Here is a 25457-nt window from a genome sequence, read left to right as displayed (position 1 = left end):
CTGTCACTGGTATGGACGGAACATCCGAGGCAGCCCGCAGTTGAGTGTGCATCCAACGCGAAAACGCGAATCGGAGGAAACGATGAAACAGGAAACACCTAAACCCGGCCCAGCCGGAACCACAGACCAATCGCCACGCTGGGAAGGACCCGAAGAGACCCGCCCGCGTGGATACCTTCCCGCGGTGGATAATCCGGACACCGACCGCGACGCAGCGGGCGAAAATCTGAACGATCCCGATCGGTCCAAAATCACGGACGCGGGCAAAACGAAGGGAGATAAGTGATGACAAGGCCCGAGAAGGACAAAGAATCCGTGAAGGCAATCCATGGTGATGCAAAAGGGCAATATGCCAGAGGGCTGAAGCGCAGTGATAATAATGGGGTGACTAGCGCAAAGCCGCGGGTCATCACGGGCTCGGATGATGCCACGGCACATAAAGTACCCCCCGGATCGAAACCCGCCGGCAAGGAATGGGACCTCAACTATAACGAGCGCGAGATGAAAGAAGGGGACTTCAAAGGATAATTAGCACGCAGGACATGCCTCACGTCCCACGCTTCCGGTCGCAGGTGAAATTCTGGGGCTGGAGCTTGGCAGTTTTTCGAGAACCTTGGCCACGGCCACCTCAACAGGCCGTCACCGTGTTTTGACGGGTCAACGTGCTTTTTAGGCTGGGCGAAGCCCCGTCACGCACGACATCCGAAGATCCCTTGCTTCCCGCGACAGATCAGAACTGGATGAACACCGGCGTCCGTTCATCAGGAGTTTAGATCGGCGCGGGTGTAGGGCGCCAAGGACTCATACGTTTCGAAGAAGCCACGTGCACCGTGACCGCGGGCGTGGACCACGCATTCGGGAATGCGCTCGTGGTGGCAAGTGCAAGATTTTGAAAGACATCAATCAGTGCGGGGACGTGCGTACCCACACGCAGGGTATTCTGGTCGTCTGCGACAGGACCGCCTTGCGCCGCGGCAAAATTGTAGCGCTATCTTCAGCGTGCTGGTGGAGCTCGCCCGCCGCCTTGGCCGCGATTTAGCTTCTGGTCTTGATCGTTGCGACGTTGGCAGGTGAGGCCGTCTTGGAAAGCCGGGCGTCCATTTGTATCAGGCGGACTGGAATGATGACTTCCATCACGGGCTTCACGTCGCTGTCATAGGTGAAAACGTGAGATATTTCGAGCCGTTCACCGCAAATCTGAAATTCGTCAGGAGCTAGGCAACAATCGACATTCATAAAGGAACATCCGTTCACGCGGTCAGTTATGCGACATCAGTCAATGGAGGTTCCGATATGCGCGCGCTATGCTGGCACGGAAAGGGTGACGTTCGCGTCGACACTGTCCCCGATCCCAAAATTCTACATTCAAGAGATGCTATCATCAGGATAACCTGTTGCGCCATTTGTGGCTCTGATCTGCATCTTCTGGACGGCTACCAGCCAACAATGGAAAGCGGCGATATCCTTGGCCATGAAAACATGGGTGAAGTGGTTGAATTGGGGTCGGATGTCACAAACCTGAAAATCGGCGACCGCGTTGTCGTTCCCTTTACGATAAGCTGCGGCGATTGCTGGTTTTGCAAACAGGGGATGTTTTCCTGCTGTGATACGACAAACCCGAACGCCGAGATCGCACGCAAGGCGATGGGCCACTCTCCAGCGGGACTTTTCGGATTTAGCCACATGCTTGGGGGGTATAGCGGCGGTCAGGCGGAATATTTGCGTGTTCCGATGGCGGATGTCGGCCCGATCAAGGTGCCAGATAGCGTCTCTGACGAGCAGGCTCTTTTCCTCTCGGACATTTTTCCTACAGGTTACATGGCTGCTGAGAACGCGCAAATTCAACCTGGGGACACGGTGGCGATCTGGGGATGTGGCCCAGTCGGTCAGTTCGCAATCCGTTCGGCTCTCATGATGGGGGCCGGGAGAGTGATCGCCATTGATGAAGTACCTGAACGCCTCGCGATGGCGGAAGCGGGCGGGGCGGAAACGATTAACTTCTTTGAGACCGATGTCTACGACGAACTAATGTCGCGTACCGCAAACCGGGGGCCGGATAGTTGCATCGATGCGGTGGGATGCGAGGCATCTGGCCACGGCTCCGCCGACGCTCTTCTCGACAAGGCTAAGGCCGCACTGTATCTCGCCACAGATAGGGTTCATGTGATCCGCGAGGCTATCATGAGTTGCCGGAAAGGCGGCACGATATCCATTCCGGGTGTTTATGTAGGAATGGGCGACAAAATTCCCATCGGCGCGGCGATGAACAAGGGACTTACCCTGAAGATGGGACAAACCCACGTGCAAAAATATACGAAACCTCTCCTAGAGAAAATTGAAGCGGGTGAGATTGATCCCAGCTTTGTGGTGACGCACCCAGCGTCGCTTGAAGATGCACCGGAGATGTACAAGAAGTTCCGCGATAAGGAGGATGGTGTCATTAAGGTCGTGCTCAGGCCCTAGTCGGCGTGCGGAATACGATTTGGCACCCAATCGGAATATCGGTTCTCGATGGAATCGGTGAATGTTTTGAAAGCACAAATTCTGGATTTCCATCGATGAAACCGAGGTGTGCGAGCAAGGAATTGAAGATTGGTTGAAAGACAGAACGGAGCTCGTGAACGTTCAAATGGAAGCGTCCGAGAATTCCGACTTTCAATTAAAAGCCAAGGCGCTCGGTTGAAAGCAGCGGCTGCCGGTAATTCTGTTGATGAACTTAAAGTGGCCTGCAACGGTGATGTTGAGCAGTACCTGGGAGAACTCCAGGAGCGATTTACAGGTCGTTGTCGCGCTAGTGGGCGGCCCGAGCAATCCGGCAGGTGGCCATTGTGCTTCACCCGTCGATCTTTGAGTAATGAACCGGGTCACTAGAGCTCGGGTCTGACGGTCGCTCGAGTTGAAAGGGACGTGATCGGAATTGTTAGTCGACGGAGTTCAACATGCCCACCGAAGAAGACCATGATGATGTCATCAAGAAGCTCTGCGATGATCAACAGAAAGCTTACCTCCAGCGATCATCAGTGCGGTTTCTGGAATGCGCAATACACCTCTGTGTGACCCATATGAGCATTGAGGAAGCAGCGATTTTATTGGAGCGGCAAGCGGCTCTGTTGCGTGAGCACTGTTAAACGGCCTAAACGTCAGTTATGAAACGGCTTCGACTTAACGGTCTTGGCGGTTATCCGATGACTCTGATGATCGTGCCGGATGGCGGAATTGGGTTGCTCTGCGGCGATCGCCCCAAACCCTGCGACATTCGGCTTCTGAAGGTTTGCCGGGAGGTCGCCGAAATATGTAACGCGGCAATGCGGGCGAAAGCCGGCACGAGGGAAGCGGGACTGTGCCGATGACAAAAGAAAGATGGCAGCAACCCCAGGGCAATACGGTCGGGCCTCCATGACATATCCGCTCAGCGACCACTCGTGCATCAGCACCGGCACCTGGGTCGGCTTGCTGTCAGACGCGGGCCCAGGACAGCCGGTGAGCTGGCTGACGATGAGTGGTGCTGGCCTCACCGCGCCGGCATGCCTGCCTCAAGGCACGCTGCTATAAATGCCTCACGCGCTGTTTCTGACGGGGCTAAGCCGTTCAGCGCTTGCCGACAGGCCAAAACAGCCCGGTCGTAGTACTCGCCGCTTTTCAGCGGCCATTCATTCTCCAGAAAATCCAGCGCCTCATAGACGCTGCGAAAAGTTCGGTCCATCCCCGCGCGAAGCGTAACGTCCAGCCGATGGCTCCAGGGAATATCTCGCCTACTCATTTTTCAATTCCTCATGTCAGTTTTAGAAGAAGGGGCGTAACTACCCCTTTATGGGAGCGCGAGTTGGCCCCCGGAAGGCCAAACGGCCGCCCATATTTCAAAGTGTGGATGCCTTTACGACCGGCCGCCACGAACACTGCCGCCACGATTACCGCCGCTTGGGGACTGCCCGCCCTTTTTGCCCGCTTCGGCAGCCTACTCTGGGTCATTCTTGAAGTTGCCGCCGGAGGCTTCGCCGCGCTTAGCGGCCTCGCGCTGCTTGTCTTCATCCATGGACGCGAAGCCGCGTTTGGACGTTTCGCCGGATTGCTCGGCTTTGCTGCCTTGGCCTTGGCCCCGGCTTCCCGATTGCTGGCTAGGCATTTTACGTTCTCCTCTGTGGATTATCCGTCGTTCAAGACGACGACTGATCAACTGTGATCATGAGAACTGGTTCCGGGGAAAGCCTTGGAGGCCGCAATTTTTTTCGTCTAGATTAACAATGCCGGTTTTTAGACAACGGGCAGAGTCTGTCGGTCTGAAGTGCATTTGCTAGCAGAGGTGCACCGACAATGGAGGCGAGATGGCAGTGAGGGGGGGCGGCGCGTCGCCAGATGCAGGAAACTGATCGGCCCGATGCAGTGCCAATTTGGGCAAGCGGCGCACAAAGAGCAGCTCCATTGTTACCAGCGAAACTCTGGAGTGCGCAGACTCGATGGTCAGCACGTCGTGATCGTCCTGCACCTCCAACCTGCCTTATCTCCGCCTGCGTCTGGCCCTCGCGCATTGGTAAGCATTGCGAACGGGCCCCTGCCGCACTTCACGAAGCCATTCCTATGATTTCTTGAACGCGTTGGACAGCCCCGAACACGATATCCATTGCCCACCCCTTCTATGTCTCATCGATCACCGGCGGATCCGCACGAAACTCGCACCTGCGCGCGACGTTGGGTGACGAGGGCGAGAAAGACTTTGTCGCTGTCACAAACCTTTCGCAGTTATTGTGAGCTAATAAGACGACATGAATTTCGGTCGGGGGACGCTTCGTCTTTGACGTGGGTAGACTTTGTTCATTTGCTCCCATCATAGGGAAGAACGGACGACCAGCGCGGTCCATCGACGAGCTCGATACGCATGTGAAACACATGCCCCGGGCAATGTCCCTGCTGACGCCGTGGAAAAGGGAACCATTTGTCGTGGCGCGAGTTTCTGTCGGTTAGGGGGAGACCAAAATTGACAGCGAACGACAATCACCAAACCTCGGACGGCAAATACCATCTGCTTGTGGATGCTATCACGGATTATGCAATTTATATGCTCGACCCGGACGGCAACGTCACGAGCTGGAATTCTGGAGCCCAGCGTCTAAAGGGCTACACCGAACAGGAAATCGTCGGCCTTCACTTTTCGAATTTCTACACGCCGGAAGATCGGGCGGTTAACCTGCCGGCTCGCGCTCTGGCGACAGCCGCGGGGGAAGGGCGCTTTGAGAATGAGGGCTGGCGGGTCCGGAAGGACGGCACACGTTTCTGGGCCCATGTGATTATCGATCCCATCAGGAGTCCCGATGGACCGCTGCTCGGGTATGCAAAGATAACGCGTGATCTATCCGAGAGAAAAGCAGCCGAAGCCGAACTAAGGATGAGCGAGCACCAGTTTCGAACCCTGGTGCAAGGTGTCGGTGACTATGCGATATACCTTCTTGACCCAGGTGGCCACATCACAAACTGGAACCTGGGTGCGCAGCGGATCAAAGGGTATTGGCCAGACGAGATCATTGGCCAGCATTTTTCCCGTTTCTACACCGACGAAGACCTCGCCGAGAACCTACCCGCAAGGGCGCTGGCAGAGGCTGATCGGACGGGTCGCTTTGAGAGGGAGGGCTGGCGAGTGCGCAAGGATGGGAGTCGTTTTTGGGCGAATGTCGTTATCGATGCTATCCACGATGATGACGGCCAGTTGATCGGGTACGCGAAAATCACCCGCGACATCACCGAGAAGAAAGAGGCCCAGCGTGCTCTCGAACAGGCGCGCGAAGAGCTCTTCCAGTCGCAGAAAATGGAGGTGATCGGCCAGCTCGCCGGAGGCATGGCCCACGACTTTAACAACCTTCTGATGGCTATCATGGGTAGCCTGGAACTATTGAAGAAACGCATTCCGGACAGTCCTGGTACGGCACGTCTTTTCGAAAATGCCGTGGCAGGTGCGGAGCGCGGTGCGGCGCTGACCCAGCGAGTGCTGGCTTTCTCGCGCAAGCAGGAACTGAACGTGGGAGCCGTCGACATTCTCGATTTGGTCAATGGCATGGTCGAAATGCTTCAACGGACGCTCGGTTCCCCGATCAATGTCAAGACCAACTTTCCAGCCGAACTACCAAAAGTCTCATCTGATCCGAACCAGCTTGTGAGCGCGATCTTGAATCTGAGCATAAATGCGCGAGATGCGATGCCGGAAGGAGGTACTCTCGTCATCGGCGCGGTTGAGAAGAAGATCAGAAGGGGCGACATTGGAACCCTGGATGCTGGCGGATATCTGTGTCTCTTTGTGAGGGATGATGGCGAAGGAATGAATGCTGAGACGCTCGCAAAAGCGACTACGCCTTTCTTCACCACAAAGGGTGTCGGCAAGGGGACCGGCCTTGGCCTTTCCATGGTCCAGGGCATGGTCGCGCAGACGGGAGGACATCTGAACCTCGTCTCATCTGTCGGCGAAGGCACCACGGCCGAACTTTATCTGCCGTTAGCCATCGGCATAGAGGATGCGGACACTGAAACAAAAGCTCCGATCGAGCTGTCGACAAGAAGCCATTCGCTGAAGATCCTCGCGGTTGATGACGATCCGCTGATCCTGATGAACACCGTTCTCATGTTGGAAGATCTGGGTCACGAGGTCAAAGAGGCTACGTCTGCCCAGGCGGCCCTCGATTTATTTACGTCGAATGGTGGCTTTGATCTTGTGGTGACTGACCATTCGATGCCCGGCATGACGGGGTCCGACCTCGCTAGGCAGCTTCGCCAGTTTCAACCCGACCTCCCGATTGTTTTGGCATCAGGCTATACCGACCTCCCGCCTGGCAGTGTGCAGGAGCTTGTCCGCCTAACAAAGCCCTATACCGAAGATCAGCTTCGCAACGCGATCGAAGAGGTTTCAGGAAATGGCAGGTTCTGACGTGTGTATTCGTGTTGCACTAGAGTTCCGAAAGTTCGTTCCGAAACTCGATTTTGGCTAGGGGCATTTTTACGCTGAGAACCAAACCCCCGGGGGCATATTCGAGGTCGACTTCTCCGAAGGCCCTTAGGCTGGATATGATCAGCTTGGAGCCGAAGCCGCTGCGCTTTGGGAGTTCAATGGTGGGGCCACCCAATTCTTGCCAGCGAGCAAGGAGGCAGATTTCGGTGTCGATTTCTTCAGTGCTCCAAAGAAGGTCGATCACGCCGACATCATTGGAGAGCGCACCATATTTGGAGGCATTCGTCAGGAGCTCATGAAAGACGAGAGAGAACGACAGTGCGACCTGCGGACCAAGTTGGATCGAGGGGCCGGATGCTCTGATCCGGTCGCTATCTTCCAACCCGATGTTCACCTTCGCACCGTTTACGATGTCGGCCAGCGTAGCGCTCACCCAATCCTTCTGGAGGAGTAGATCGTGCGCCTTCGAGTAGGCTGCAATGCGGGCGGTCAAGGTTTGTCCGGCTTCTTCGAGGGAGCGGGCATTCCTGAGGGATTGCGTGGCGATGGACTGGACTACCGACAACGTGTTCTTCATCCGGTGGCCAAGTTCATGCATCAACAGGCGCTGCCTGTCCGCCTGTTCCCGTTGTTCCGTGCGGTCTCGCAGGATCTTGATGAAGCCGACGACAATGTCGTCTTCGTCGCGCAGCACCATAATTTCGCCGGAAGCCCAGAATTGCGTGTCGTCCTTGCGGAGGTGCCATCGCTCATCGTTGCCGCGGCCTTTATCGAGAGCGGCGGTCATCTCCTTTTGTGGGATGCCACGTTCCCGGTCGTCCAAGGTGAAAAACAATGTCGCGGGCCGCCCGATCATCTCATCCGCCGTCCACCCGAGGATCCGGCAAGCGCCCTCGTTCCAGCTCGTCACAAGTCCGTCGAGATCCGTGGAGATTATGGCGTAGTCAATGGCACTCTGGACGATGGCTTCAAGAAACCGTTCGCGGGGTGAGGGGCGGTGCCCTATGCCGGAATCATACATTGTTGCGCTCCACTATCGTCGTATCGCCGTTTACGACACGGAACATCGGGTTGCAAGGATTTCAAAGATCAGAGGCAAGCCGGGGGGATCTGCGGGGAAGACTGTTTTGGCAAACTCAGTCCAACGGAGGCGGTACTTTGGTGGACGCGAGGCGATGCGCTTATCGTCCTGCAGATGACTTCCCCGATCGCTTTCTGCAGCCGCTTGCGCCGGGTTTCGGCGGTGCGCGGCAGCAACGTTGTTCCGTCCGATTGGCCGCTAGCCGGCGAGAAGATTGTGAATTTGCCGGTCGTGAGCCGCAGCTCGGCCGCCGTCCGAGCGATCCCAGGTTGCCTCAGGCCGCTATAATCGAGAATTGGGTCCACCTCACGCGCGACGCGAGGCGCCGTCGACCACCTGCTCGTCATTGATCGAGCCATCGTTGATGTTTGATCGTGCAATCGCTTTGCCAAAATTGGGATTTCGCGGAATCCGTAGCTGAAAATCGTGTCGCGTTTATCGGCTAACCTAGACGCGGCTTCTTTACGCCGGAGCAAACCGGATGACGGCAATGCGTCTGGCCACGCTCGACCTTCCAGAGGTCAACGCCATGCTTCCGACCCCGGTTCGGGCAACCACGTCCGACGATCCGGAAGAGATATTGGCCTTCGCGTTGGCCGCATTGCAGGGGGGCGGTAGGAACGGCAGGCTCGTTGATGGCATCCTTGAAAGCTTAAAAGCGCGAGAGACAGGAGCGCTCGGCTACTTACCTGATGAGCAGCTACTCGACCGGATATGCCCTCCGTCGCGTATGTCTCTTGGATGATGCAAAGCTTGTCCACCGTCGACCAGCGACGGCGGCGCTCAGCACCGGACAGGACTTCTATACTTCGCACACTTGTTAAGTGGGAGATCGCGTCCGGATATTTACGGGGCCATTAGTCCCCAACCACGAGCAATATGTTTAGTGGATGAGATTCCGATATCAAGCAGGAACGGTCCAGCTCTGCCATAGCCGCCGGCAGTATCGAGCGGCGTACCGTGTCCCATGTCTTTGATGCGGTGAAGTTCGATCATCTCGCGTCCCCGCCCGTCTGACCAGATCAAATGATCATGGCCGTCAACGTTTGTATGCCTTGCCGGCTCAACGGGAACGTTATGCACCGCACTCCACTGTTCAACGATCGCCTTTGCATTCACCTCGTCAACAGTCCTGTCCGCAGTACCTTGCCACACGGAAATGGAGGGCCAAGGCCCGGAGTGGGAAGACGCCGCACGGAGCTTTTCCTGGGAGATGTCCGGCGACGATAGGCCATATCCTCGCATTCGGTCGAATGCCTGCGGGATCGTTGCGGCTGCACCGTACGTCAGGCCCGCAATAATCGCGCCGCCAGCAAACACTTCCGGATAGACCGCCAGCATCGCGTTTGCCATCGCGCCACCTGCTGATAGCCCCGTGACGTAGACGCGCATTGAATCGATACCTTGAAAGGCGACCAGCGTCGCTATCATTTCGCGGATAGATTTGACCTCACCGTGTTCGCGATCGACGTCGCTGCCATAGAACCAGTTGAAGCAAAGATTCCGATTGTTTTGCCTGGCCTGCTCGGGAAAGAGGACGGCGAACCCGGAGTCGTCTGCCAATCTCGACCATCCTGATCCCTCGTCATAACTCGCAGCGGTCTGCGTACAACCGTGCAGCACGACGACGAGAGCCGGCGATAGGAGGCCGTGAGGGACGTGGTACCATCCCGTCAATTCGCCCGGGTTCTTCCCAAAACCTTCCAGTTTGCACAACCTGCCTTCGTCGTGTGTGGCATCAGGGCGTGGACGATAGCGCTTGAGGCGTTCGACGGTGTCGGAAAGGCTTCTCATCTTAGGGCCTTGGTTTATGGCGGAAAGCCAAATGACAGCGCGAGCACCAGGTAGTGCTGCGTTGGGTAGAGACGAATATACCGCAAGCAACAGATCAGTTGGCATGTCGGGACTGGCCTGCGGCGACGCTCTTGCCGATAACACTAGTCGGAATGCATTGTCGGCAAATTGGTTTCCACCTCGCGCCGCCGTTCGTCCGGCAGCGATTGAACTTGCTCATTCCAAAATTTTGCCGCCTCCTCGGGCTCGTCGTCCCATTGCCTCGTGTCAACGATGTTGTCATCGAGTTTACCGCGACGCGTGCCGCCAAGTTTCAGGTAGTCGGCTGCCAGTTGTGCCGCGTTCGTTTGAGGCGTGGTCATGGCGTTTTCTCCAGTAGGTGCAGCAAAGACAACCTTCGGCGATGGTTGAAGTTCCACGGCGTCGACTTTAGTTTTTCCCAGTGACGTTTGTCCGAATGATCAACGCGATCAAAACTAAAAGTTGACTGGCACCTCGAATTGCCCTATCACTGGTTTATCGATCTTTTGCTTGCTGAACTTTGGTTACCGCGCGATTAGCACCGTGCCTGAACGAACTTTCCTCTCAAAATCAATCGCTACCACCATCCGTACGTCTTCGGTCGTGCGGTCGCTTAATATTGCTTTGAAAGGGTTCGTCATGACCACAGGCACAGTAAAATGGTTCAATTCTACCAAAGGCTTCGGCTTCATTCAGCCTGATAACGGCGGCGCTGACGCGTTCGTCCACATCTCTGCCGTCGAACGCGCTGGCATGCGCGAAATCGTAGAGGGCCAGAAGCTCGTTTACGACATGGAGCGCGACAACAAGTCTGGCAAAATGTCGGCCTGCAATCTCCAGGCTGCTTAATTTGAACTGCTTCCGCTTTGACCACCGATGTACTGGCACTGCGTGAAGCTAGTTTTTTGGAAGGCCGGACTTTTGTCCGGCCTTTTTCGTTTTTAGCCACCACTGGAGGATCCATGTCCCAGACTAAATCTCGCGAACATGCCGAAGTCGCGTTTGGCCATCTACAGTCCCAGTTCTTCGCGCGCGGCAACGCGGTGGAGGAAGTGGATCACGCGACGAGGTCGCGTGAAGAAAAGACCTTTCGTCTTCGTGAGGCCCGGCTCGCTAAGGCTGAGCAGGATCGACAGAGCGCCTCAACGATGCCGACAATCAAGACCCGCAAGAGAGTTTGATCATGACGCAGGACCATAGCCTTAATCATTCCGACTGGTCGCCCGACGAACTCCGCGGCGCGCTCGAGGCGGCAGGTGTGGCACTGTGGTCCTGGCAGGTTGATACCGATGCCCTCCTCATGGATAGTCATGGCTACGCATTATGGGGTGTCACGAGTGAGCAACCTCTCACTTTTGAGCGGCTCTCCGACAACATCCACCCGGCCGACCGGGACAGAGTACGCGCGGCGTTCACGGCCACAAGAGGTGTGGTCGGCCCCTACGAGGTCGACTTCCGCATCGTCGTTGGCACGGATGTCCGCTGGATCTCCGCACGCGGTCGCGGAAACGATGCGGGCATCAACGATCGGAAGATGACCGGAATTTTCCTGGACGTGACCGGCCGGAAAAACGCCGAGGAGAGCCACGAACTTCTCGCGGGCGAAATGAGCCATCGGGTGAAGAACCTTCTGGCGATCGCGTCAGGTCTGACGCAGATCACCTCGCGGTTTTCGGGTTCGGTCGAGATCATGACGAAACAGCTTACTGGTCGTTTGACTGCTCTTGGGCGCGCCCATGATCTCGTGCGGCCGCTGCCAAACGGGCAGGGCAGTGCGGCGCTGCTCGGCGACATCATTACCGTGCTGTTGGCACCGTATGACGATGAGGGAGCTTTCGCTGGACGGGTTAGGGTCGCGGTTCCACGGTTGGGCGTTGGCGAGACGGCCGCGACTGGACTGGCGCTGGTCATCCACGAACTGGCAACAAATGCCCTGAAATACGGCGCGTTGTCGACGCCGGAAGGCACGCTCGACGTTTCTGGAGCCCTCAACGGTGACGATGTGGAGATCCAATGGACGGAGCGCGGCGGACCAGAGGTAAAGAAGCCCGATGGTCCAGGGGGCTACGGAAGCAAACTGCTTCACCGAACGCTGGCTGGACATCTAGGCGGAGGACTGGAACACGACTGGTCTAAGGAGGGCCTGATCGTAAAAATGCGGCTCGACGGAACCCGACTGTCGGCATAACCAGCGCGAGCAGTCACGACAGGGCTTTGAACCGCGTCGCGATGACATCAAGGTCGTATGGCTTAAACAGAAACTCGGCGGAAGGCGGAAGATCGATGTCATCCGGTCTGACGCGCTCTGACGCGACGATGGTGCCGGCCTTCGGAAAGCGAGCTGCGACTTTATGGGCGAGGTCAACACCGGAGTGCTGGCGGTGGGCAACATACCCGTAGACACACGCGAATCAGTTTGGCGGACGAAACGCATCATGCGACGTTAAACTGCTGAGAGATCAGTTCTCCATACAGCTCAATGTAGCGACGGTTGAGGATTTCATGGACCGGTCAACGACCTGCGTCAGTGCGGTCAGCGCTTTCTGTTCTGAATATGCGGGAACAATGGCCAGCGACGCTGGTTATGGGCCACAGAGGAGATCAAAATGCAACTCATCGATACGCACGTAGGCGACTTGAACGCGGGTCTCATCACGGTCGAATTCCGGGGTGAGGGAGGCGAAATGGTCTCCGTCAAAATGGCGGCAAACGACGACCTCGATAGTGATTCTGCCGTCGATCATGCGAAAGCGCTGATGGTCCAGCTAACGACATTTGCGGACGATCGCGATCCGGCTCAGGACGAGTGGGAGCGGTCCAAGGACGAAGACGACGGTGGAGCGGGGGTTGAAGGCCTCAAGTTGCACCTTCCCGCAGTGTCGGGTTTCGGCGATGCGACCTCCACGCCAGGCTCGTCCGTATAGTCCAATGGGCAATTGGATCCATCTGTGCATTGACATGCAGGCGATGTTCGCCGAGCAGACGCCGTGGCACGGCCCGTGGCTGGCCGATATGTCGCCCGCCATCATCGAGTTGACGGCCCGCCACCCCGAAAGGAACGATCTTGACGCGCTTCGTCCCACCAGCGAAGGCGCGGGACGCGACGGGGATGTGGAAGTCATACTGCGAAAAGTGGGAATCAATGAGTCCAGCGCTGGCCCTGGAACGGTCGGACGAAAGTCTATGGCGTTCGCGCAAATAATGCTGACAGATCATCAGAAGACATCGGCCGAACTAAAACGATGGTGACGTCCGTGAAGGTGAAGGCACTGATCCCAACCGCTTGGCGTCGCTATGGTTTGTCAGCTCCGACCCACAACGGAGTGCTCCCCTTGAAAAGAACCCTCATCCTTGCATCCATCCTCCCCTGTCACGGATTGCCCTCGTGGAAAATCGGGGCCTCCATCGGGATTGGAAGAAGGAGCATCCCCTGCTGTCCTAAACCTCCGGTCGATCGGGGATAAACAAATGCCGCAGCAAACTGGATCGCAAATGGAAGAACAGCAGGCAATTTCGGTAGCCCTTGGGGTCATCGCAGATTTCGATGCGGCGAAAGAGGTGTCAATCGGCTCGGAATGTTGACCTCGTTCCGTCATTAAAGGCCCTTGGTCCCGCCGGCGAGGATATTTGACAATTCGCCCTGGATCTCCGGCGAGCCTTCATCGTGTGCTGGCGGGGGAAGGGGTGGAGATGCTAGCGATTTCGGGCGGAGAAACGGGCGTATGTGTGCTGGAGCTCTCGGAGCCGTAGACCTTGGCTATCGTGTTATCCTCTTGAAGGATGCCGTGTGTAGCGGCGCTGATGATACCCACGACGCTTCACTCGAGTTGTTGGGTGACCGTTTCTCTGTACAGCTGGAAATCTCGTCGACGGAAGATTTTCTCAGCCACGTGTGACCAACGGACATGCCTTCATAAGTCGCTGTCCCGGAAAGAAAAAAGATTGAAGTTTCTGGCGTGGCGAGGCCCCTGACTTCGTACGGTCGATTGCGGACCAGTAGATTCCGGTCGCACCCTCGAAATAGTCTCTTGTGGACCATACGGGACGTAGCCATACGATTAAACGTCACTAGGTCCAGAGGGTCGCAGGCAGCCCCATCGGTGATCGGATCTTGAATCGCTCAACTTCAAGAGGCATGCTGAAGGTCAGCGGGCGTTTGTTGAACTCTGCAATGCTGTTGGTCTTTCACGCATCGAAAACACCCAACCCCTGCGTGGAAAAAAGCAAAGAAAGTTCTTGATCTGAAACCCGCCTCCAGAAACGGGGGTGGGACTCTTCGAACGATCGCCGAGTTCGATATCGAATGGTATGGCGACATTCGAATCTACGGTGCTCGGCTTGAGGGGCGCATGGGCGCGCATCGTATACGGGCCTTCCTCAGGTGCTCGAAGAGCTGTGACCTTCGCCGGTCCGCTCGCCAACAAATCACAGTCGCGGCATTCCGCATCAGGTAGCAGAGCCGCGTTAGGCGGCCAGGCCCACGGCAATCAAATAGCGGCCCCTGCACCGGAGTATTCCCGCAGAGGTCGGTCCTTGTCGGTACTTAGCGACCCATTCGCGCCAGAAGGTTTCTCGTGAACGGCCACGCTGGGGAGGATCGGCACGCATAAAGTCGAGGCCTTGCCATGACAGTCCCTTTACCAATCTGTAGTCTCGGTCACCGAGCCTCGCACCTCGCGTTGTACAGCAGCTCGCAAGTGGTCGCGAAGGGGCCGAAGAGTTGGAGCAATCTCTGCTGCTCCTGTTCGTCCAATCGATAGCGGGCACTAAACTGGGTAACGCTCCAAACTCTATACGCATCACCCGGGTTGATGTCGTTCGGATCCGGTCGTTCGATCATGATCTCCTCCACGAGGCCAATGATCGAATATTACTGCAAATCAGCTAATTTAGAATAATTAGTTTTTACCTATTACTTGACGCCGTCTCGTACGGCGACTGGTAAACGTGCGGCCGCTCCTTCTAAGGAAGTCGAGCGGCCGCTTTTGTTAAGCAGCGATCCTGCGTGCTGCCTTATCGGCGTTTTTGCGATCTTCCCCATATTCGTCGAGGATTTTCTGGGCATCGTCGACTTGAATGCGATGCTTTTTCGCAAACGTGATTACGTCTTTGATAGGCGTCGCCGCCTGGGCGTGCTCAGTCATGTCAGTCTCCGTGAAATACGAGGGCGCGATATAGAGGGCCAATCGGCCGCGCAGCCATCTCATTGATATATGGGGAGTGACTGATCGACTTTCTAGCCCTAGTGCTTGAACCGTTGCGCGGCTTTGTCGGCTGCGTCACGATCTGGCCCATGCGCATCGATAATTCGCCGCGCGTCTTTCAGCTCCAGTCCGTGCTTCTTCGCGAAATAGCTGACTTCGTACTTCTCGCCACCGGCAACTAGTTTGCGGTCCTGGCCTTGCTTTTCCTTGTTGTCCGACATGTTCGTCTCCTTCCGTCGATTGCATTCATTCAACGGTTATCGGAATCGGAAGTTCCATCGGCGTTGTTCAAATCGAGGCCACCAACCATGCGCCACACCACAGCCGCCGACTGATGTCCTGTTCGCCGGTCGTGGTTTTCGGCCGGCCGAGATGGATGGCGAGTGAGGGCAGAGGAGGGCCGTCCGCCACCTCAATCGGCGGCTCGACGCTCAACTGTTCGCGGCGCAGCCCGGCAATCCCGCTATGCCCCCGGCCGCCAGAGGCGAAGGCGATCATCACGGTGCCTTCACCCGAATTCTTGTGCGCTTCGAGGAAGCCTTTCACGATGGATACTGCTGCGTTCTTCGACCAACCGTTCAGTGATGCCTCTTTCGCCGACGCCAATGCTGTCGCATCAGCGATGTCCTGAAGTTGGTTTTGTGGGTCATCAGCGAGTTGAAATCGACCGCGGCTCCGGCAAGCCCGATGAAAACCGGGGCAATAATGGCCGACATCATCGCAATGTCGCCTGCGCGGCATTCCAGAAATACGTTCAGACACCGGAAAAGGGCAAGCAGATACGATTTCATGTTGCCGTGGTTGAACGCCTCAACCAGCACACCGACCTCGTCATCGCGTACCTTCTGCAGGCGCCGCGTCAGGTCCGATCGGGTGCCGATGTCCAGGAATTCTTCGGCCAGCGAGCCCAAGGGGCGGACCACGCGCGACACGTGAGCTCGCGCCAGCATCGAGGTGACGATGACCAGCACCAGGCCAAGCAAGCCGGAATAGGCAAAAGCGGTGAGATAGCGTTTCCACAGGCCCGCGACCTCGGCATGCATCTCGATCGATCCGACCACATTGCACGAAATGTTCGGCCATATCGACGCGTGCGACAGGCTGCTGCGTCGGCACAGCGAGACGCTGGAGGACACGGTTGAGCAGCGTACCGCGGAACTGCGGCTGGCAAAGGAGGAGACGGATTCCGCCAACCAGGCCAAGTCGACATTCCTCGCGACCATGGCGATTCATATTTCGCCCGCCGTCCCCACCAAGGTTGTCGGTGATCCTGTCCGCTTGACGCAGATCGTCAGCAACCTCGTCAACAACGGCCTCAAATTCACCGAAACAGGGGGTGTGACGATCTCGGTTGACGCCGCTCCTGAACAGCCGGGCCAGTTCCGCCTCGTCGTCGAGGATACCGGCGTCGGCATTGCCGAGGATAACATAGGCCGCATCTTCACCAAATTTTCCCAGGCCGATGCCAGCATCACTCGCAAGTTTGGCTGCACGGGCCTCGCGCTGACCGGGCATGTCATGGGCAAGGATGCCGAACGTTGGAAGGAGGCCGGGATGGACGGTTATCTGGCCAAGCCGTTCAATATCGCCCAGCTGCTGCAGGTTTTCCGTAATCTCGATGTTGTAGGCGCGACCGTTGCCTCTGATGAGGTCGTGCAGGGTTCCGAAATCGTTGGGATCGCCGAACATCCAGTACTCTCACCCGACACGCTGGAGATGTTCGCAGCCCTCCGGTCGAGCACCGGAACCGATATTCGTGCGAAAGTCTTCGGCCTGTTCCTCGGCACCGCGTTTTCGGCCTACGAGATTGCGGCGGCGGAGATCAATGCGCGGAGCGAAGACGATAAGCGACTGGTCCACGCCTTGAAGTCGAATTGCTCAAGCAGCGGAGCTGCTCGCGCGATCGCGATCTGCCAGCAGATCGAGATGATGCTCGCCGACGGTAGGTTTCCGGAAGGTGAGGTGGTGGTCGAGAGGCTGGGGGAGGTGCTGAAGGAGACGTTCGGCGCGATGGCGGAGGTCGAATGCAATGAGACTCAGGTCTTTGCTACGGCGTAGACCATAGCGATCTGAACGGGGCCTTGCTGCTCAATTGAAGGTGTCGAGGATGTTCCTGGGATCTTTGCTGTAACGGTTGGCGCTTCCTCTGAACTGTTGAGTTTACAGCAGGATCGCTCAAACAGTTTGTCGGTTCAAAACTCATCAAGGCGCACACTATAAGCACAAAATCCACTACCGCCTTCAGGCGGCGGTGGCTGTCAGCTCCAAGATGAAGCCGCTCTATCACTGCGGAGGGTGACGCGAACCAAAGGCTCACAATCAGCTATCCGCCATGTGTCGCTCCGTTCAGCCGCGTCGCGTCAGCGTGACTCGCATCCAATCGATCCACCGATCGGCGCCGCAGCGTTGCCAGAGACCGGTGAGAGTGTTGCCATCGGCCGCGATGTCGCCACGGAAGCGCTCCGCCGCGCCGTCGATGCGCCAATGCCGCCCATCCAGCGCTGCTGTGTAATCGCTGACCTGACCAGCATTGTCGTAGTTGCGGCTGACATAGCTTTCCCCATCGGCGGCAATACCGATGATTTCCATTGAACGGACGGGCTCGCCACCCATATGGGCCTCGACGTCGTGGGCTAGGAAATGGCTGCCCGGCATCCAGCGATAGAGGTCGGTGGCCGTGAACACCTCGGCCTCGGCACCAATATCGTCGAGCATGGTGATGCGGGTAGACCAGGTTCCAGCGAGCACGTCGAGACGGGCCATGGTAGCGTTGGGGAAGATTGTCTCGGTCATCTCGTTTTTCCTCCGAAGTAGTCTCACATTGATCCCTCAAGCCGCGGCTGCGTGACGCCATAGCGCAGCAGAACCGTGTCGGAGCCCTCGATGATGCGCGTATCGAGGCGCTGCAGGCCAGCCTGGCTCGATTTTTCGAAGGCCGGTACGCCGGTGCCGAGCAGCAGGCTGCCCACTAGCACATAGATCTCGTCAACGAGCCCGACAGCGAGCAGATGATTCCATAAGACATGGCTGCCGAACACCAGAATATCGCGGCCTTCGTCCTCCTTAAGCGCCGCAATACGATCCTTCACTGCGGCGCGGCGCACCACTTCGGTATCGTTCCAGTCGCCGGCAATGATAGGAGGCAGGCTGTCGGACACCACGATCTTTGGCAGGGTGTTGTTGAGCCGGGAAATCTCCCGCAGCGTTTCCGGCTCTTCCTCATTGTCCTGCACTCTGGGCCAGAAGCTGCGGAACATGTTGAAGGTGGTTGCCCCGAAGAGCAGGTGATCGGCCGACTGCATGCGTTCGAGATTGTAAGTGTCGAAGGCCATATCCATTGGCAAAACGCCGGGATTGCCATCTTCGCCCGCACAAAAACCGTCGAGGGAAATCAGAGTGGAAACGATGAGCTTGCGCATGGTGATGATCCTTGCGGCGGTTTAGTTGCGGTGGTCGCCAAGATAGACGAGCTGCTTGTCGAGACATTCCGTCCAGCCGCCAACATGGCTGTCACGGTCCGCTACGGAGATGAACGGCGCCTGGTGAAAGCGCTGCGTGGTGACACCCCCGTCCTCATCGAACGTGATGGTGATGTCGGTCAGATCTGTGAGGCCTGAGCCCTCGTCCCAGGCGAAAGTCATGACGATCTGCTGATTGGGCACGATGTTCTTGAAGGTACCACCGAACCAACTGTCGCCATATTGGGACGAGGCGATCAGGCCGCGATACTTGCCGCCGACACGGAAATCGACGGTGAAGCTGGGGCAGGTGAAATCCTTTGGGCCGAACCAGCGCTTGAGCAGGTCGCTATCGCTCCACAGGCGGAAGACGAGAGCCACAGGCGCGTTAAAGCTGCGGTCGATCACCAGCTCTGTATCGGCAATAGTATCAATTCTTGCGAGCATTGGGGTCTCCTTTAGTGAGGTCTTTGAGGAGGGCGTCCATCTTGTCGAAGCTCTGGTCCCAGAATTGGCGATAATGCTCGACCCAGGTGGCGAGGTCCTTCAGGGGCGCGCCCTCTAGCTTGACCGGGCGCCATTGGGCGGTGCGGCTACGGGAGACGAGGCCGGCGGTTTCGAGCACTTTGAGGTGGCGGGAAATTGCCGGCAGGCTGATGGCGAACGGGTCGGCCAGCTCGTTGACATTGGCCTCGCCTTGCGCGAGCCGAGCGAGGATGGCCCGCCGGGTCGGATCGGCAAGGGCCGCGAGCGTTTGACTTAAGGGGTCGGTGGCAGGCGGCATTTAACGGATCCGTTAATTAACATAATTGTTAAATAAAGCGAATGGCGTTGAGAGTCAACCTTTGCCAGTGGAGGCAAAGGAGGCGCTTTGCAAGGGCCGGGATGATGGCTTCGCGAGGGGGGCATGACCCGAGTCCAGGTTTCCTCTCGTTTTGAGGAGAGTGTTTATTCCCTTGTATTAGCGCCGCGATTTTTGCGGTCGTAGAACAATGGGAAACCGAGCCTCTGCCGTCGGCGACTAAAAAATTACGCTTTAGCAGGGGTCATGATCAACAATGCCGACAGGGCCAGTCGTTGTAATCGATTACAAGTCGAACTTCTTTTGAAGGACCGGCCGACCGATAACCGCTGTTCCGTACATAAGGTTGCAGGCGAAGGCAGTTGCCGAGTAATTTCAAGTGTCAGGCAAGCACTGGCCGACTGCTGAGCCGCTGGCTTTCGGAAACAGTCTCTTCCCTTCGTTTGTCGATTGACCGGTGGGACAGAAGCCCCAGCTGCCTGTTGGCCCTTGGGTCAGGCGTTCGCGATCTCTATATGCGGTGAATAACAGGTCGCCGGAACCGGGATTTTAAGATGAACAACGAATTGCATGGCCGCTCAGCGCATGTTGCGGTGATCCGCGAACGCGCGGAAGCTGAAATGAGAACGATCGGTGTCGACGAGACCTTCATCAGCACCCTGGTCGAGACCTTTTACGGTCGGGTGTTGGCGCATCCGGACCTCGGTCCTGTCTTCGACGCAAGACTTGCGGGCCGCTGGCCGGAGCACATGGAGAAGATGAAGAGTTTTTGGTCCGCCGTTGCGTTTCGCAGCGGCGCATACGGCGGCAAGCCGGTCCAGGCGCATCTCGGCGTTGCCAATATGACGCCAGATCTCTTCCCAAAATGGCTGGAGTTGTTTGCTGCGACGCTTGACGAGGTTGCCCCAAACGACGAAGCCAAGGCTTGGTTCATGGCGACAGCGGAGCGGATCGCGCGAAGCCTGACGCTCGCGCTTTTCTACAATCCGGCGGACGACGACCCCGCCCTTCAAACGTTCCTGAGTGCATGAAGCTAGATTGGCAAATTCTAGAGAGGGCTTCTTCGGCTTCTGCGGGTGACATCTCGAAAACCGTCCTGCCGATATGGAAGCTGAAGCCCGCCCTGGCGAAAGCGGAACGTTCTTTGGCCTCGGCGACTATGCCAGGCTTCATTGCACCCTCGCTCGCAGCCCGGCCTAATATTGTTTGGAATATCTTTGTCCGACGGATCTGCATATAACGGGCAAGCGCGATTCAACACCGTCGACGGTGCGGGGATACACATGCGTTTAAACCGCGCGACTTACGGTGTGGCCTCGGTGCGCCTCCTGGCTCGCTGTTCGATAGCATCGGCAAGTTTCGACCTTTGTTCTGGTGACAGTGTCGACGCAAAGGAAACAGCTCTTTCCTCGACCGCGGCGCGCACGATGGCATCTGCAGCACGTGCTTTTGCCAGAGCCTCGATTATGGCTGCCTGATCGACGGCAGGCTCGCGAAGGAGTCGCGCTGCTTCCAGGCGGTCTTGGCGTGCTTCCACGAGCCTCTCGCCTTTGTTCTTCCTGGCTTCCCGAAGTGCTGCCCGGAAGGCCAAGCGCGCTTCGGCGGGTAGTTCCGATCCAGCGACGCGAAGCGCCCCGGCAAATATCATGCGGTGTTCCCCGTTCAACCAAAGGGCCCCGGCTGCGACGGTCGCAAGCAGGAAGATGTTAAGGAAGACAGACAGCATGAGGTAAAGGCGGATCGTGCTCATGTCGGTCACTCTTCGAAGTCCGCGATGTCGCCGAAGATCGTGGTACCGGTATAGTAAGTGTCTGCGGGCAAAAACATCGATGCCGCCACGCTGCCGGCTGCAAGGCCACTCATCGCTGCCGCAAGCCCGGCCCCGATCCACGAGAGCCTCCAACCAATCATCAGGATGTTGCTTATATGCGTCGCCAATGCAGTCGTCCGGCGGACCAGGCCCGTGGGCACTTGCACGTCCGGCCAAAGATCGAGATAGGCGTCGAGCTGTTGGGCCTCGCTGAGGGCTTCCATCCCCACCGGATCGCGCGCAAGCCGTCCGCAACCGCGCGTTCGCTTGCCGGCCAGCGTTCCTGGCTAGAATTAATCATGTTCATCATAAAACATGCGGCTTTGAGCCCAGTAATTGCTATTACAAGGCACGAGACCGTTTAGGAGGAAGTAAGATGTTCAATGGCTTTGTGTTTGCCGACCTCAAAGGCAAGCGTATCCTCATAACAGGAGGTTCGACGGGAATTGGTGCCGCGGTCGTGTCCGCATTTGCCGCGCAAGGTGCTCGCGTCGCCATTCACTTCAACGAAAGTCGCGACGCCGCCGCAGATCTTCAGGCTCAGCACCCTGAAAATACGGTGCTTGTTCAGGGGGATCTGGGTGCTCCAGGTATCGGCGTTAAGGTCGTCGAGGAGGCGTCACGTCTCCTCGGGGGACTTGACGGCATCATCAACAATGCGGGCGGAATGTTGGGAAGAGTGCCGACCACGGAAGCCACTTCCGAGCATTTCGACCGCGTCTTGGACCTGAATGCGAAGTCACTCTGGGAGGCAAGCGTCGCAGCCCACAGCCATATCGTCGCGTCCGGGGGTGGGTTCATCATCAACACGACGTCGATCGCAGCAAGAAATGGCGGTGGCGGCGGAGCCGTCCTTTACGCAGCGGCCAAAGCCTTCGTCAGCAGTCTGACCCGAGGGCAGGCCAAAGAATTCGTCAAGGACAAAATCCGGGTGAATGCTGTCGCTCCTGGACTGATCCAGACACCATTCCACGACCGGTATACGTCGGCGGAAGTCATGGCCGCCCAGCGAACGACCATCCCCATGGGACGGGAGGGGACGCCGGAGGAGTGCGTCGGCGCGTTCCTCTTCCTCGCCTCGGAGGCTATGTCCGGATACATCACCGGGCAGGTTATCGAGGTGAACGGCGGACAATTGATGCCATGAGGAGATAAACATGAACTATAGAGAATGGGTCTAAGTTGGACCTTTAACCCTTTCGGCGCCGAATGTTAAAACTAGAGCGCGCGCACTGACATGCGTCAATGTCACGCGTTCCGGTGCGAAAAATGTGGTTTCCCGACAATTAGCCGAAACGGCTTCGCCGCGAAACGATCTGAACTGGCGCGAGGCGTAGAAGCTCCATGCTAACTGGCATCAAACCCTCTCAAGAGTTGAGCCGCTGGCTATCGGGTCTTGTTGCTCACTTGCCCTCGCTACCACCATGAAACTGTATTTTTTTGTCAGCCATCGACTTCGCCAAGGCAACCAGTGCTCTTCTTACCTTCGAATCTCGAATTCGCCGAAAGGCGTGATTAAGCTCCCGCCCCTCGAATGTCTGGAGAAACAAGGATAATTCGTCAGATTTTCCCACGCTCTCCCTTTGACCCCCGTCTGGAAAGAAGAAGGATACCGGAACCTGGAAGATTTCGCTTATCCGGTGAATCCTGCTGGGGCCGACCCGGTTTGTGCCATTTTCGTATTTCTGTATCTGTTGGAACGTTATGCCAAGCCGTTCGCCAAGGCCGGCCTGGGTTATCTGAAGGCGCTTGCGTTGCAATCGTATTCTGGCGCCAACGTATATGTCCGTTGGAAGAGGTGTTTTCATATAACTCATCCTGTCGAGATACCGCCTGCCCTGCGCTGGCTCAACGAAGGCCGAAGAACGACAAAACTGCGATGACAATGACGACGAGTCCGACGATATAGACTATGCCATTCATGATGGGTTCCTTTCTTACTGAACCAGTCAAAACGCACAGCTAGGTCGTTGGTTCCTATGGTTGGGCCATCGGCGGGCGCGACCAGCGACCCAGAGGGGCTTCGGCGAGCGCAAATTTGGTCGGATACTTCCTCTTTTGTCTTCTCGGGTTAGCTGAAATTGCTGGCTCGCATTGTAAACGCCGGGCTCAGTTAGGTCGTTCGTCCTGGTTTTACAGCGAAGGACATCTCCAAGATCAGGAATCCCGGCGGCAGACAATTGGTAAAGAATTGGTGATACGCCAACATCTCCTTCGGGATTCTCGGCCTTCTCCGCCAGCCCTTCGGAACTTTTCTGACGATCGCCCCTCTGAAGGCATGAAGGGGAGGTTCGATCATGGTCGTATCCTCGATCAACGGAACGAGAACGTTTACGACCTCGGGTGAGACCGAAGACACGCCGACCAAAGCGGGGCAGGTGGCAAATGGATCAGCAACTCGACCTCGAACTCGCGCGCCATCATATCCGCATCAACGCCCGGAGAGATCGACACGACTATTGAGGCCAACACCTAGTTGCGTCATGAAGACATCACGGTGAGAAGCTGTGGCGCCGATCAACCACGCCTTCGGGATGGAAGAGAGAGAATAGCGGGCGTCAGTGCCGCGTCCATCAATACGTGCCACCTTCATCAGCCGATTGCGCCTTCCATTTTGTAGCCATTCCTGCCCGAGTCTCGTACAAAAATTGCCGAGCCGTCAAAGGCCACCATTACCATTGAAATACCAGGACACTGGACCTCCTCTGGATCGGCTCGTTCGGCTTTGGCTTGTTCGGGCTCAGCCTTGCGTTTTTCGTTGGCCCAGCTCCCGTCGTCATCGACACTATCCGTTGGTTGCTTGTCCTTCAGGCCCTGTCACCTCAGCAAGCATTGATTTGGCGTAATCTTCGATGGACAGTATTACGTCTTCCTTTCTCAGGAAAGCGAGAGCAGCTGATCTAATGAATTGGTACCTCACACCGCGGTCACAGGCAGTAGGGAGAACGAAACAGCGCGGCTTTTTACCCAATGTTAGAGGCCGGCGGTAGCATCCAGGCAATAGGAGCGGGATGTTTTCGAGGAGCGAGGGAGAATTAGTTGTGTCGAATGTCCTCGAGAAAAGTCGATCAAGCCTTTTCTCGAGGAATGATCAGCGCTCTAAGCGAGCGAGCGAACCGCTGCGATCAAAAACTCAACTAAGGAAGGACAGATAGTCCGTGCCAAAGCGCGAAGGCTCAAAGAAAAAAGGCCGAGCGAAGCGCCGACCCCGATCGTCGCCTCGCGCTGCTGCCAGTACATCCGTGGTCAACAGCGCAAGGGACTTTGTAGAGACAATATAGGCCCCGATTGTGACAAGGGCAAGTTTGGGAATGAAGAGCGGTTCGAGAGCGAAGGTCTGGTCGTCGGCAGTGTGTTCAGCTGTCAGCTTTCCTCGTCCGCCTCGTTCTGCTCGGTTTCTCACGAACACGTTTCTGATCTCCGCGCCTTGCGGGCATCAGCTCCGAGCCTCGGCGTTTCCGATCTTCTTCCGAAAGAAATGGGTTTGTCTTCCGTCAAGGGACCGGAAGGCTGTCTAATACAGGGTTAGAGGCGCACTCTATCGGATGTGATGGTCGTCGGAAGCCTGCGTAATACGTCCTTTGTGGCCCGCCCGTAGTGGAACCGCGCCAGATTGCTGCTGGTTCGCCCCACTTAGCCCAGGCCTTATAAGCGCGCCTCGTGAAAGGATAAGATTCCAGACGTGTGAACTACCAGACACGCCCGCTGTTCGATGAACAGCAGAAAAAGGGTTAAAATTCCAAAGGCGTGATACGATCGGTATACGCAACTCGAAATACTGGACGAGAGATCACAGCCGATGAAAGATGAACGTCGGCGTTATCGCCCGATCGTCCATCGCCGCGCTAGAGGCCTAACCCGCCGTGCCGCTGAGTTGTTTTGGCCTCACCCGGACGCAAGCGCCACCAACTTACATCCGGTCTGATATTGGCATCGGTGCCAACGGACCGCCTCTCTCGTGCTGGCGCTCCCGTGTAAAGTCTGCCCCAAGGCGCATCCCTCCATTTCTAGTCGAATAATGCACCATCAAAATGCCGGCGCTAAACACCTAGGGTCCCCTGATTTCATCCCTAGCTCTAGAATGCGCACTTGCCCATTACCGGGCACTTTTGTGGGCAACGAAACTGCCGGGAGCGCGCGCCGGCACTACTCCCTAATACTCCCTTTGAGTTACATGGATGCGCTAATAGGGCGATTTCCAGTTAGCCCAATCTGGTGCAAAATCCTCGTCTGTATTTTAAGCCGGCTCGACGCCGGGAAGGAGAGGACATGACAGGCAACGACCTGCAAAATCAGCGTAATCTCGCGCGGCGCCATTTTCTCGGATTGGCGACGGCGGCGACTGCAAGAATCGCTATC

The 25457-nt window shown here is 56.9% G+C and carries 28 protein-coding genes and 5 pseudogenes; 17 read left to right on the top strand and 16 right to left on the bottom strand.

The window, feature by feature from the left end; genetic code table 11:
- Nucleotides 1–82 precede the first annotated feature (82 nt).
- Together ACP7E0_RS32855 and ACP7E0_RS32850 are read left to right on the top strand one after the other, a co-directional pair.
- Nucleotides 83–286 (top strand): hypothetical protein, encoded by a 204-nt coding sequence (locus ACP7E0_RS32855; RefSeq protein ID WP_426131301.1) that lies wholly within the window; start codon nucleotides 83–85, stop codon nucleotides 284–286.
- Entirely contained in the window at nucleotides 286–528 is a 243-nt protein-coding gene (locus ACP7E0_RS32850; protein WP_426131299.1) for a hypothetical protein, read from the top strand. Before ACP7E0_RS32855 ends, ACP7E0_RS32850 begins: the two co-directional genes overlap by 1 nt.
- Before the next feature lie 205 nt (nucleotides 529–733).
- On the opposite strand, the pseudogene ACP7E0_RS32845 reads toward ACP7E0_RS32850, so the two are convergent.
- Nucleotides 734–1101 (bottom strand): annotated as a pseudogene (locus ACP7E0_RS32845) (catalase); the annotation flags it as partial.
- A 192-nt stretch (nucleotides 1102–1293) separates the two neighbouring features.
- Here ACP7E0_RS32845 and ACP7E0_RS32840 point away from each other — a divergent pair.
- Complete coding sequence (locus ACP7E0_RS32840; RefSeq protein ID WP_426131297.1) at nucleotides 1294–2463, top strand: zinc-dependent alcohol dehydrogenase; 1170 nt, start codon at nucleotides 1294–1296, stop codon at nucleotides 2461–2463.
- 476 nt (nucleotides 2464–2939) lie between these two features.
- Nucleotides 2940–3128, top strand: coding sequence for a hypothetical protein (locus ACP7E0_RS32835; protein ID WP_426131295.1), 189 nt, complete (start codon nucleotides 2940–2942; stop codon nucleotides 3126–3128).
- A 383-nt stretch (nucleotides 3129–3511) separates the two neighbouring features.
- On the opposite strand, the gene ACP7E0_RS32830 is transcribed toward ACP7E0_RS32835, so the two are convergent.
- Nucleotides 3512–3760: a DUF982 domain-containing protein gene (locus tag ACP7E0_RS32830; protein ID WP_426131293.1), complete on the bottom strand. Its 249-nt coding sequence runs from the start codon at nucleotides 3758–3760 to the stop codon at nucleotides 3512–3514.
- A gap of 63 nt (nucleotides 3761–3823) precedes the next feature.
- On the opposite strand from ACP7E0_RS32830, the gene ACP7E0_RS32825 reads away from it, so the two are divergent.
- Both ACP7E0_RS32825 and ACP7E0_RS32820 read left to right on the top strand, forming a co-directional pair.
- Nucleotides 3824–4180, top strand: a complete 357-nt coding sequence (locus tag ACP7E0_RS32825; RefSeq protein ID WP_426131291.1) for a hypothetical protein — start codon at nucleotides 3824–3826, stop codon at nucleotides 4178–4180.
- A 792-nt stretch (nucleotides 4181–4972) separates the two neighbouring features.
- On the top strand, nucleotides 4973–6907 hold the full coding sequence (locus tag ACP7E0_RS32820; protein WP_426131289.1) for a PAS domain S-box protein: 1935 nt from the start codon (nucleotides 4973–4975) through the stop codon (nucleotides 6905–6907).
- Nucleotides 6908–6926: 19 nt separating this feature from the next.
- Here the strand turns inward: ACP7E0_RS32820 and ACP7E0_RS32815 are convergent, their stop codons facing one another.
- Entirely contained in the window at nucleotides 6927–7949 is a 1023-nt protein-coding gene (locus tag ACP7E0_RS32815; RefSeq protein ID WP_426131287.1) for a sensor histidine kinase, read from the bottom strand.
- A gap of 541 nt (nucleotides 7950–8490) precedes the next feature.
- Here ACP7E0_RS32815 and ACP7E0_RS32810 point away from each other — a divergent pair.
- On the top strand, nucleotides 8491–8754 hold the full coding sequence (locus tag ACP7E0_RS32810; protein WP_426131323.1) for a hypothetical protein: 264 nt from the start codon (nucleotides 8491–8493) through the stop codon (nucleotides 8752–8754).
- A gap of 110 nt (nucleotides 8755–8864) precedes the next feature.
- Here ACP7E0_RS32810 and ACP7E0_RS32805 read toward each other — a convergent pair.
- A pseudogene (locus ACP7E0_RS32805) lies at nucleotides 8865–9803 on the bottom strand (extracellular catalytic domain type 1 short-chain-length polyhydroxyalkanoate depolymerase); the annotation flags it as partial.
- A 143-nt stretch (nucleotides 9804–9946) separates the two neighbouring features.
- Nucleotides 9947–10165 (bottom strand): hypothetical protein, encoded by a 219-nt coding sequence (locus tag ACP7E0_RS32800; RefSeq protein WP_426131285.1) that lies wholly within the window; start codon nucleotides 10163–10165, stop codon nucleotides 9947–9949.
- A 298-nt stretch (nucleotides 10166–10463) separates the two neighbouring features.
- On the opposite strand from ACP7E0_RS32800, the gene ACP7E0_RS32795 reads away from it, so the two are divergent.
- The 6 genes and pseudogenes from ACP7E0_RS32795 to ACP7E0_RS32770 form a co-directional block, all read left to right on the top strand.
- A complete protein-coding gene (locus ACP7E0_RS32795; protein WP_426131283.1) occupies nucleotides 10464–10673 on the top strand; it encodes a cold-shock protein in 210 nt (69 codons plus the stop codon).
- Between the two features lie 113 nt (nucleotides 10674–10786).
- Nucleotides 10787–11005 carry a hypothetical protein gene (locus ACP7E0_RS32790; protein WP_426131321.1) on the top strand — a complete coding sequence of 73 codons (219 nt, stop codon included), beginning with the start codon at nucleotides 10787–10789 and terminating at the stop codon, nucleotides 11003–11005.
- Nucleotides 11006–11007: 2 nt separating this feature from the next.
- Nucleotides 11008–12012, top strand: a complete 1005-nt coding sequence (locus ACP7E0_RS32785; protein ID WP_426131281.1) for a sensor histidine kinase — start codon at nucleotides 11008–11010, stop codon at nucleotides 12010–12012.
- A gap of 418 nt (nucleotides 12013–12430) precedes the next feature.
- The gene (locus tag ACP7E0_RS32780; protein WP_426131280.1) at nucleotides 12431–12748 is read left to right on the top strand and encodes a hypothetical protein; all 318 of its coding nucleotides are present in this window, start codon (nucleotides 12431–12433) and stop codon (nucleotides 12746–12748) included.
- 4 nt (nucleotides 12749–12752) lie between these two features.
- Nucleotides 12753–13073: a hypothetical protein gene (locus ACP7E0_RS32775; protein WP_426131278.1), complete on the top strand. Its 321-nt coding sequence runs from the start codon at nucleotides 12753–12755 to the stop codon at nucleotides 13071–13073.
- A gap of 328 nt (nucleotides 13074–13401) precedes the next feature.
- A pseudogene (locus tag ACP7E0_RS32770) lies at nucleotides 13402–13720 on the top strand (cysteine hydrolase family protein); the annotation flags it as partial.
- A 1092-nt stretch (nucleotides 13721–14812) separates the two neighbouring features.
- Here the strand turns inward: ACP7E0_RS32770 and ACP7E0_RS32765 are convergent.
- The 4 genes and pseudogenes from ACP7E0_RS32765 to ACP7E0_RS32750 all read right to left on the bottom strand — a co-directional run bounded on the left by ACP7E0_RS32765 (nucleotide 14813) and on the right by ACP7E0_RS32750 (nucleotide 16071).
- Nucleotides 14813–14968 (bottom strand): hypothetical protein, encoded by a 156-nt coding sequence (locus tag ACP7E0_RS32765; RefSeq protein WP_426131276.1) that lies wholly within the window; start codon nucleotides 14966–14968, stop codon nucleotides 14813–14815.
- 98 nt (nucleotides 14969–15066) lie between these two features.
- Nucleotides 15067–15249, bottom strand: a complete 183-nt coding sequence (locus ACP7E0_RS32760) for a DUF3606 domain-containing protein (RefSeq protein ID WP_426131274.1) — start codon at nucleotides 15247–15249, stop codon at nucleotides 15067–15069.
- A gap of 115 nt (nucleotides 15250–15364) precedes the next feature.
- Nucleotides 15365–15529 (bottom strand): annotated as a pseudogene (locus tag ACP7E0_RS32755) (integrase); the annotation flags it as partial.
- A gap of 77 nt (nucleotides 15530–15606) precedes the next feature.
- Nucleotides 15607–16071, bottom strand: a complete 465-nt coding sequence (locus tag ACP7E0_RS32750) for a HAMP domain-containing protein (protein WP_426131272.1) — start codon at nucleotides 16069–16071, stop codon at nucleotides 15607–15609.
- Nucleotides 16072–16099: 28 nt separating this feature from the next.
- Here ACP7E0_RS32750 and ACP7E0_RS32745 point away from each other — a divergent pair, with 28 nt between their 5' ends.
- Entirely contained in the window at nucleotides 16100–17086 is a 987-nt protein-coding gene (locus tag ACP7E0_RS32745) for an ATP-binding protein (RefSeq protein WP_426131270.1), read from the top strand.
- A gap of 288 nt (nucleotides 17087–17374) precedes the next feature.
- On the opposite strand, the gene ACP7E0_RS32740 is transcribed toward ACP7E0_RS32745, so the two are convergent.
- Genes ACP7E0_RS32740 through ACP7E0_RS32725 form a run of 4 tightly spaced genes read right to left on the bottom strand, consistent with a single transcriptional unit; the run spans nucleotide 17375 to nucleotide 19270 of the window.
- Nucleotides 17375–17821, bottom strand: a complete 447-nt coding sequence (locus tag ACP7E0_RS32740) for a DUF1579 family protein (RefSeq protein WP_426131269.1) — start codon at nucleotides 17819–17821, stop codon at nucleotides 17375–17377.
- A 23-nt stretch (nucleotides 17822–17844) separates the two neighbouring features.
- The gene (locus tag ACP7E0_RS32735) at nucleotides 17845–18447 is read right to left on the bottom strand and encodes a dihydrofolate reductase family protein (RefSeq protein WP_426131267.1); all 603 of its coding nucleotides are present in this window, start codon (nucleotides 18445–18447) and stop codon (nucleotides 17845–17847) included.
- Nucleotides 18448–18468: 21 nt separating this feature from the next.
- On the bottom strand, nucleotides 18469–18933 hold the full coding sequence (locus ACP7E0_RS32730) for an SRPBCC family protein (RefSeq protein ID WP_426131266.1): 465 nt from the start codon (nucleotides 18931–18933) through the stop codon (nucleotides 18469–18471).
- Complete coding sequence (locus tag ACP7E0_RS32725) at nucleotides 18917–19270, bottom strand: ArsR/SmtB family transcription factor (protein ID WP_426131264.1); 354 nt, start codon at nucleotides 19268–19270, stop codon at nucleotides 18917–18919. The genes ACP7E0_RS32730 and ACP7E0_RS32725 overlap by 17 nt, the downstream gene beginning before the upstream one ends.
- A 572-nt stretch (nucleotides 19271–19842) precedes the next feature.
- Here ACP7E0_RS32725 and ACP7E0_RS32720 point away from each other — a divergent pair.
- Complete coding sequence (locus tag ACP7E0_RS32720) at nucleotides 19843–20319, top strand: group III truncated hemoglobin (RefSeq protein ID WP_426131263.1); 477 nt, start codon at nucleotides 19843–19845, stop codon at nucleotides 20317–20319.
- 272 nt (nucleotides 20320–20591) lie between these two features.
- Here the strand turns inward: ACP7E0_RS32720 and ACP7E0_RS32715 are convergent, their stop codons facing one another.
- Both ACP7E0_RS32715 and ACP7E0_RS32710 read right to left on the bottom strand, forming a co-directional pair.
- Complete coding sequence (locus tag ACP7E0_RS32715; RefSeq protein ID WP_426131261.1) at nucleotides 20592–21038, bottom strand: periplasmic heavy metal sensor; 447 nt, start codon at nucleotides 21036–21038, stop codon at nucleotides 20592–20594.
- Between the two features lie 5 nt (nucleotides 21039–21043).
- Nucleotides 21044–21322, bottom strand: a complete 279-nt coding sequence (locus tag ACP7E0_RS32710) for a hypothetical protein (RefSeq protein WP_426131259.1) — start codon at nucleotides 21320–21322, stop codon at nucleotides 21044–21046.
- Nucleotides 21323–21474: 152 nt separating this feature from the next.
- On the opposite strand from ACP7E0_RS32710, the gene ACP7E0_RS32705 reads away from it, so the two are divergent.
- Nucleotides 21475–22245, top strand: a complete 771-nt coding sequence (locus ACP7E0_RS32705) for an SDR family NAD(P)-dependent oxidoreductase (RefSeq protein WP_426131257.1) — start codon at nucleotides 21475–21477, stop codon at nucleotides 22243–22245.
- A gap of 256 nt (nucleotides 22246–22501) precedes the next feature.
- Here ACP7E0_RS32705 and ACP7E0_RS32700 read toward each other — a convergent pair whose 3' ends face one another.
- Nucleotides 22502–22906, bottom strand: coding sequence for a helix-turn-helix domain-containing protein (locus ACP7E0_RS32700; RefSeq protein WP_426131256.1), 405 nt, complete (start codon nucleotides 22904–22906; stop codon nucleotides 22502–22504).
- A gap of 477 nt (nucleotides 22907–23383) precedes the next feature.
- On the opposite strand from ACP7E0_RS32700, the pseudogene ACP7E0_RS32695 reads away from it, so the two are divergent.
- Nucleotides 23384–23571 (top strand): annotated as a pseudogene (locus ACP7E0_RS32695) (3-oxoacyl-[acyl-carrier-protein] reductase); the annotation flags it as partial.
- Nucleotides 23572–25457: the final 1886 nt, after the last annotated feature.

It is taken from the genome of Pararhizobium sp. PWRC1-1, from assembly GCF_049897905.1.
Lineage (GTDB): Bacteria > Pseudomonadota > Alphaproteobacteria > Rhizobiales > Rhizobiaceae > Pararhizobium.
This window is presented reverse-complemented; position numbering and strand designations above follow the sequence as displayed.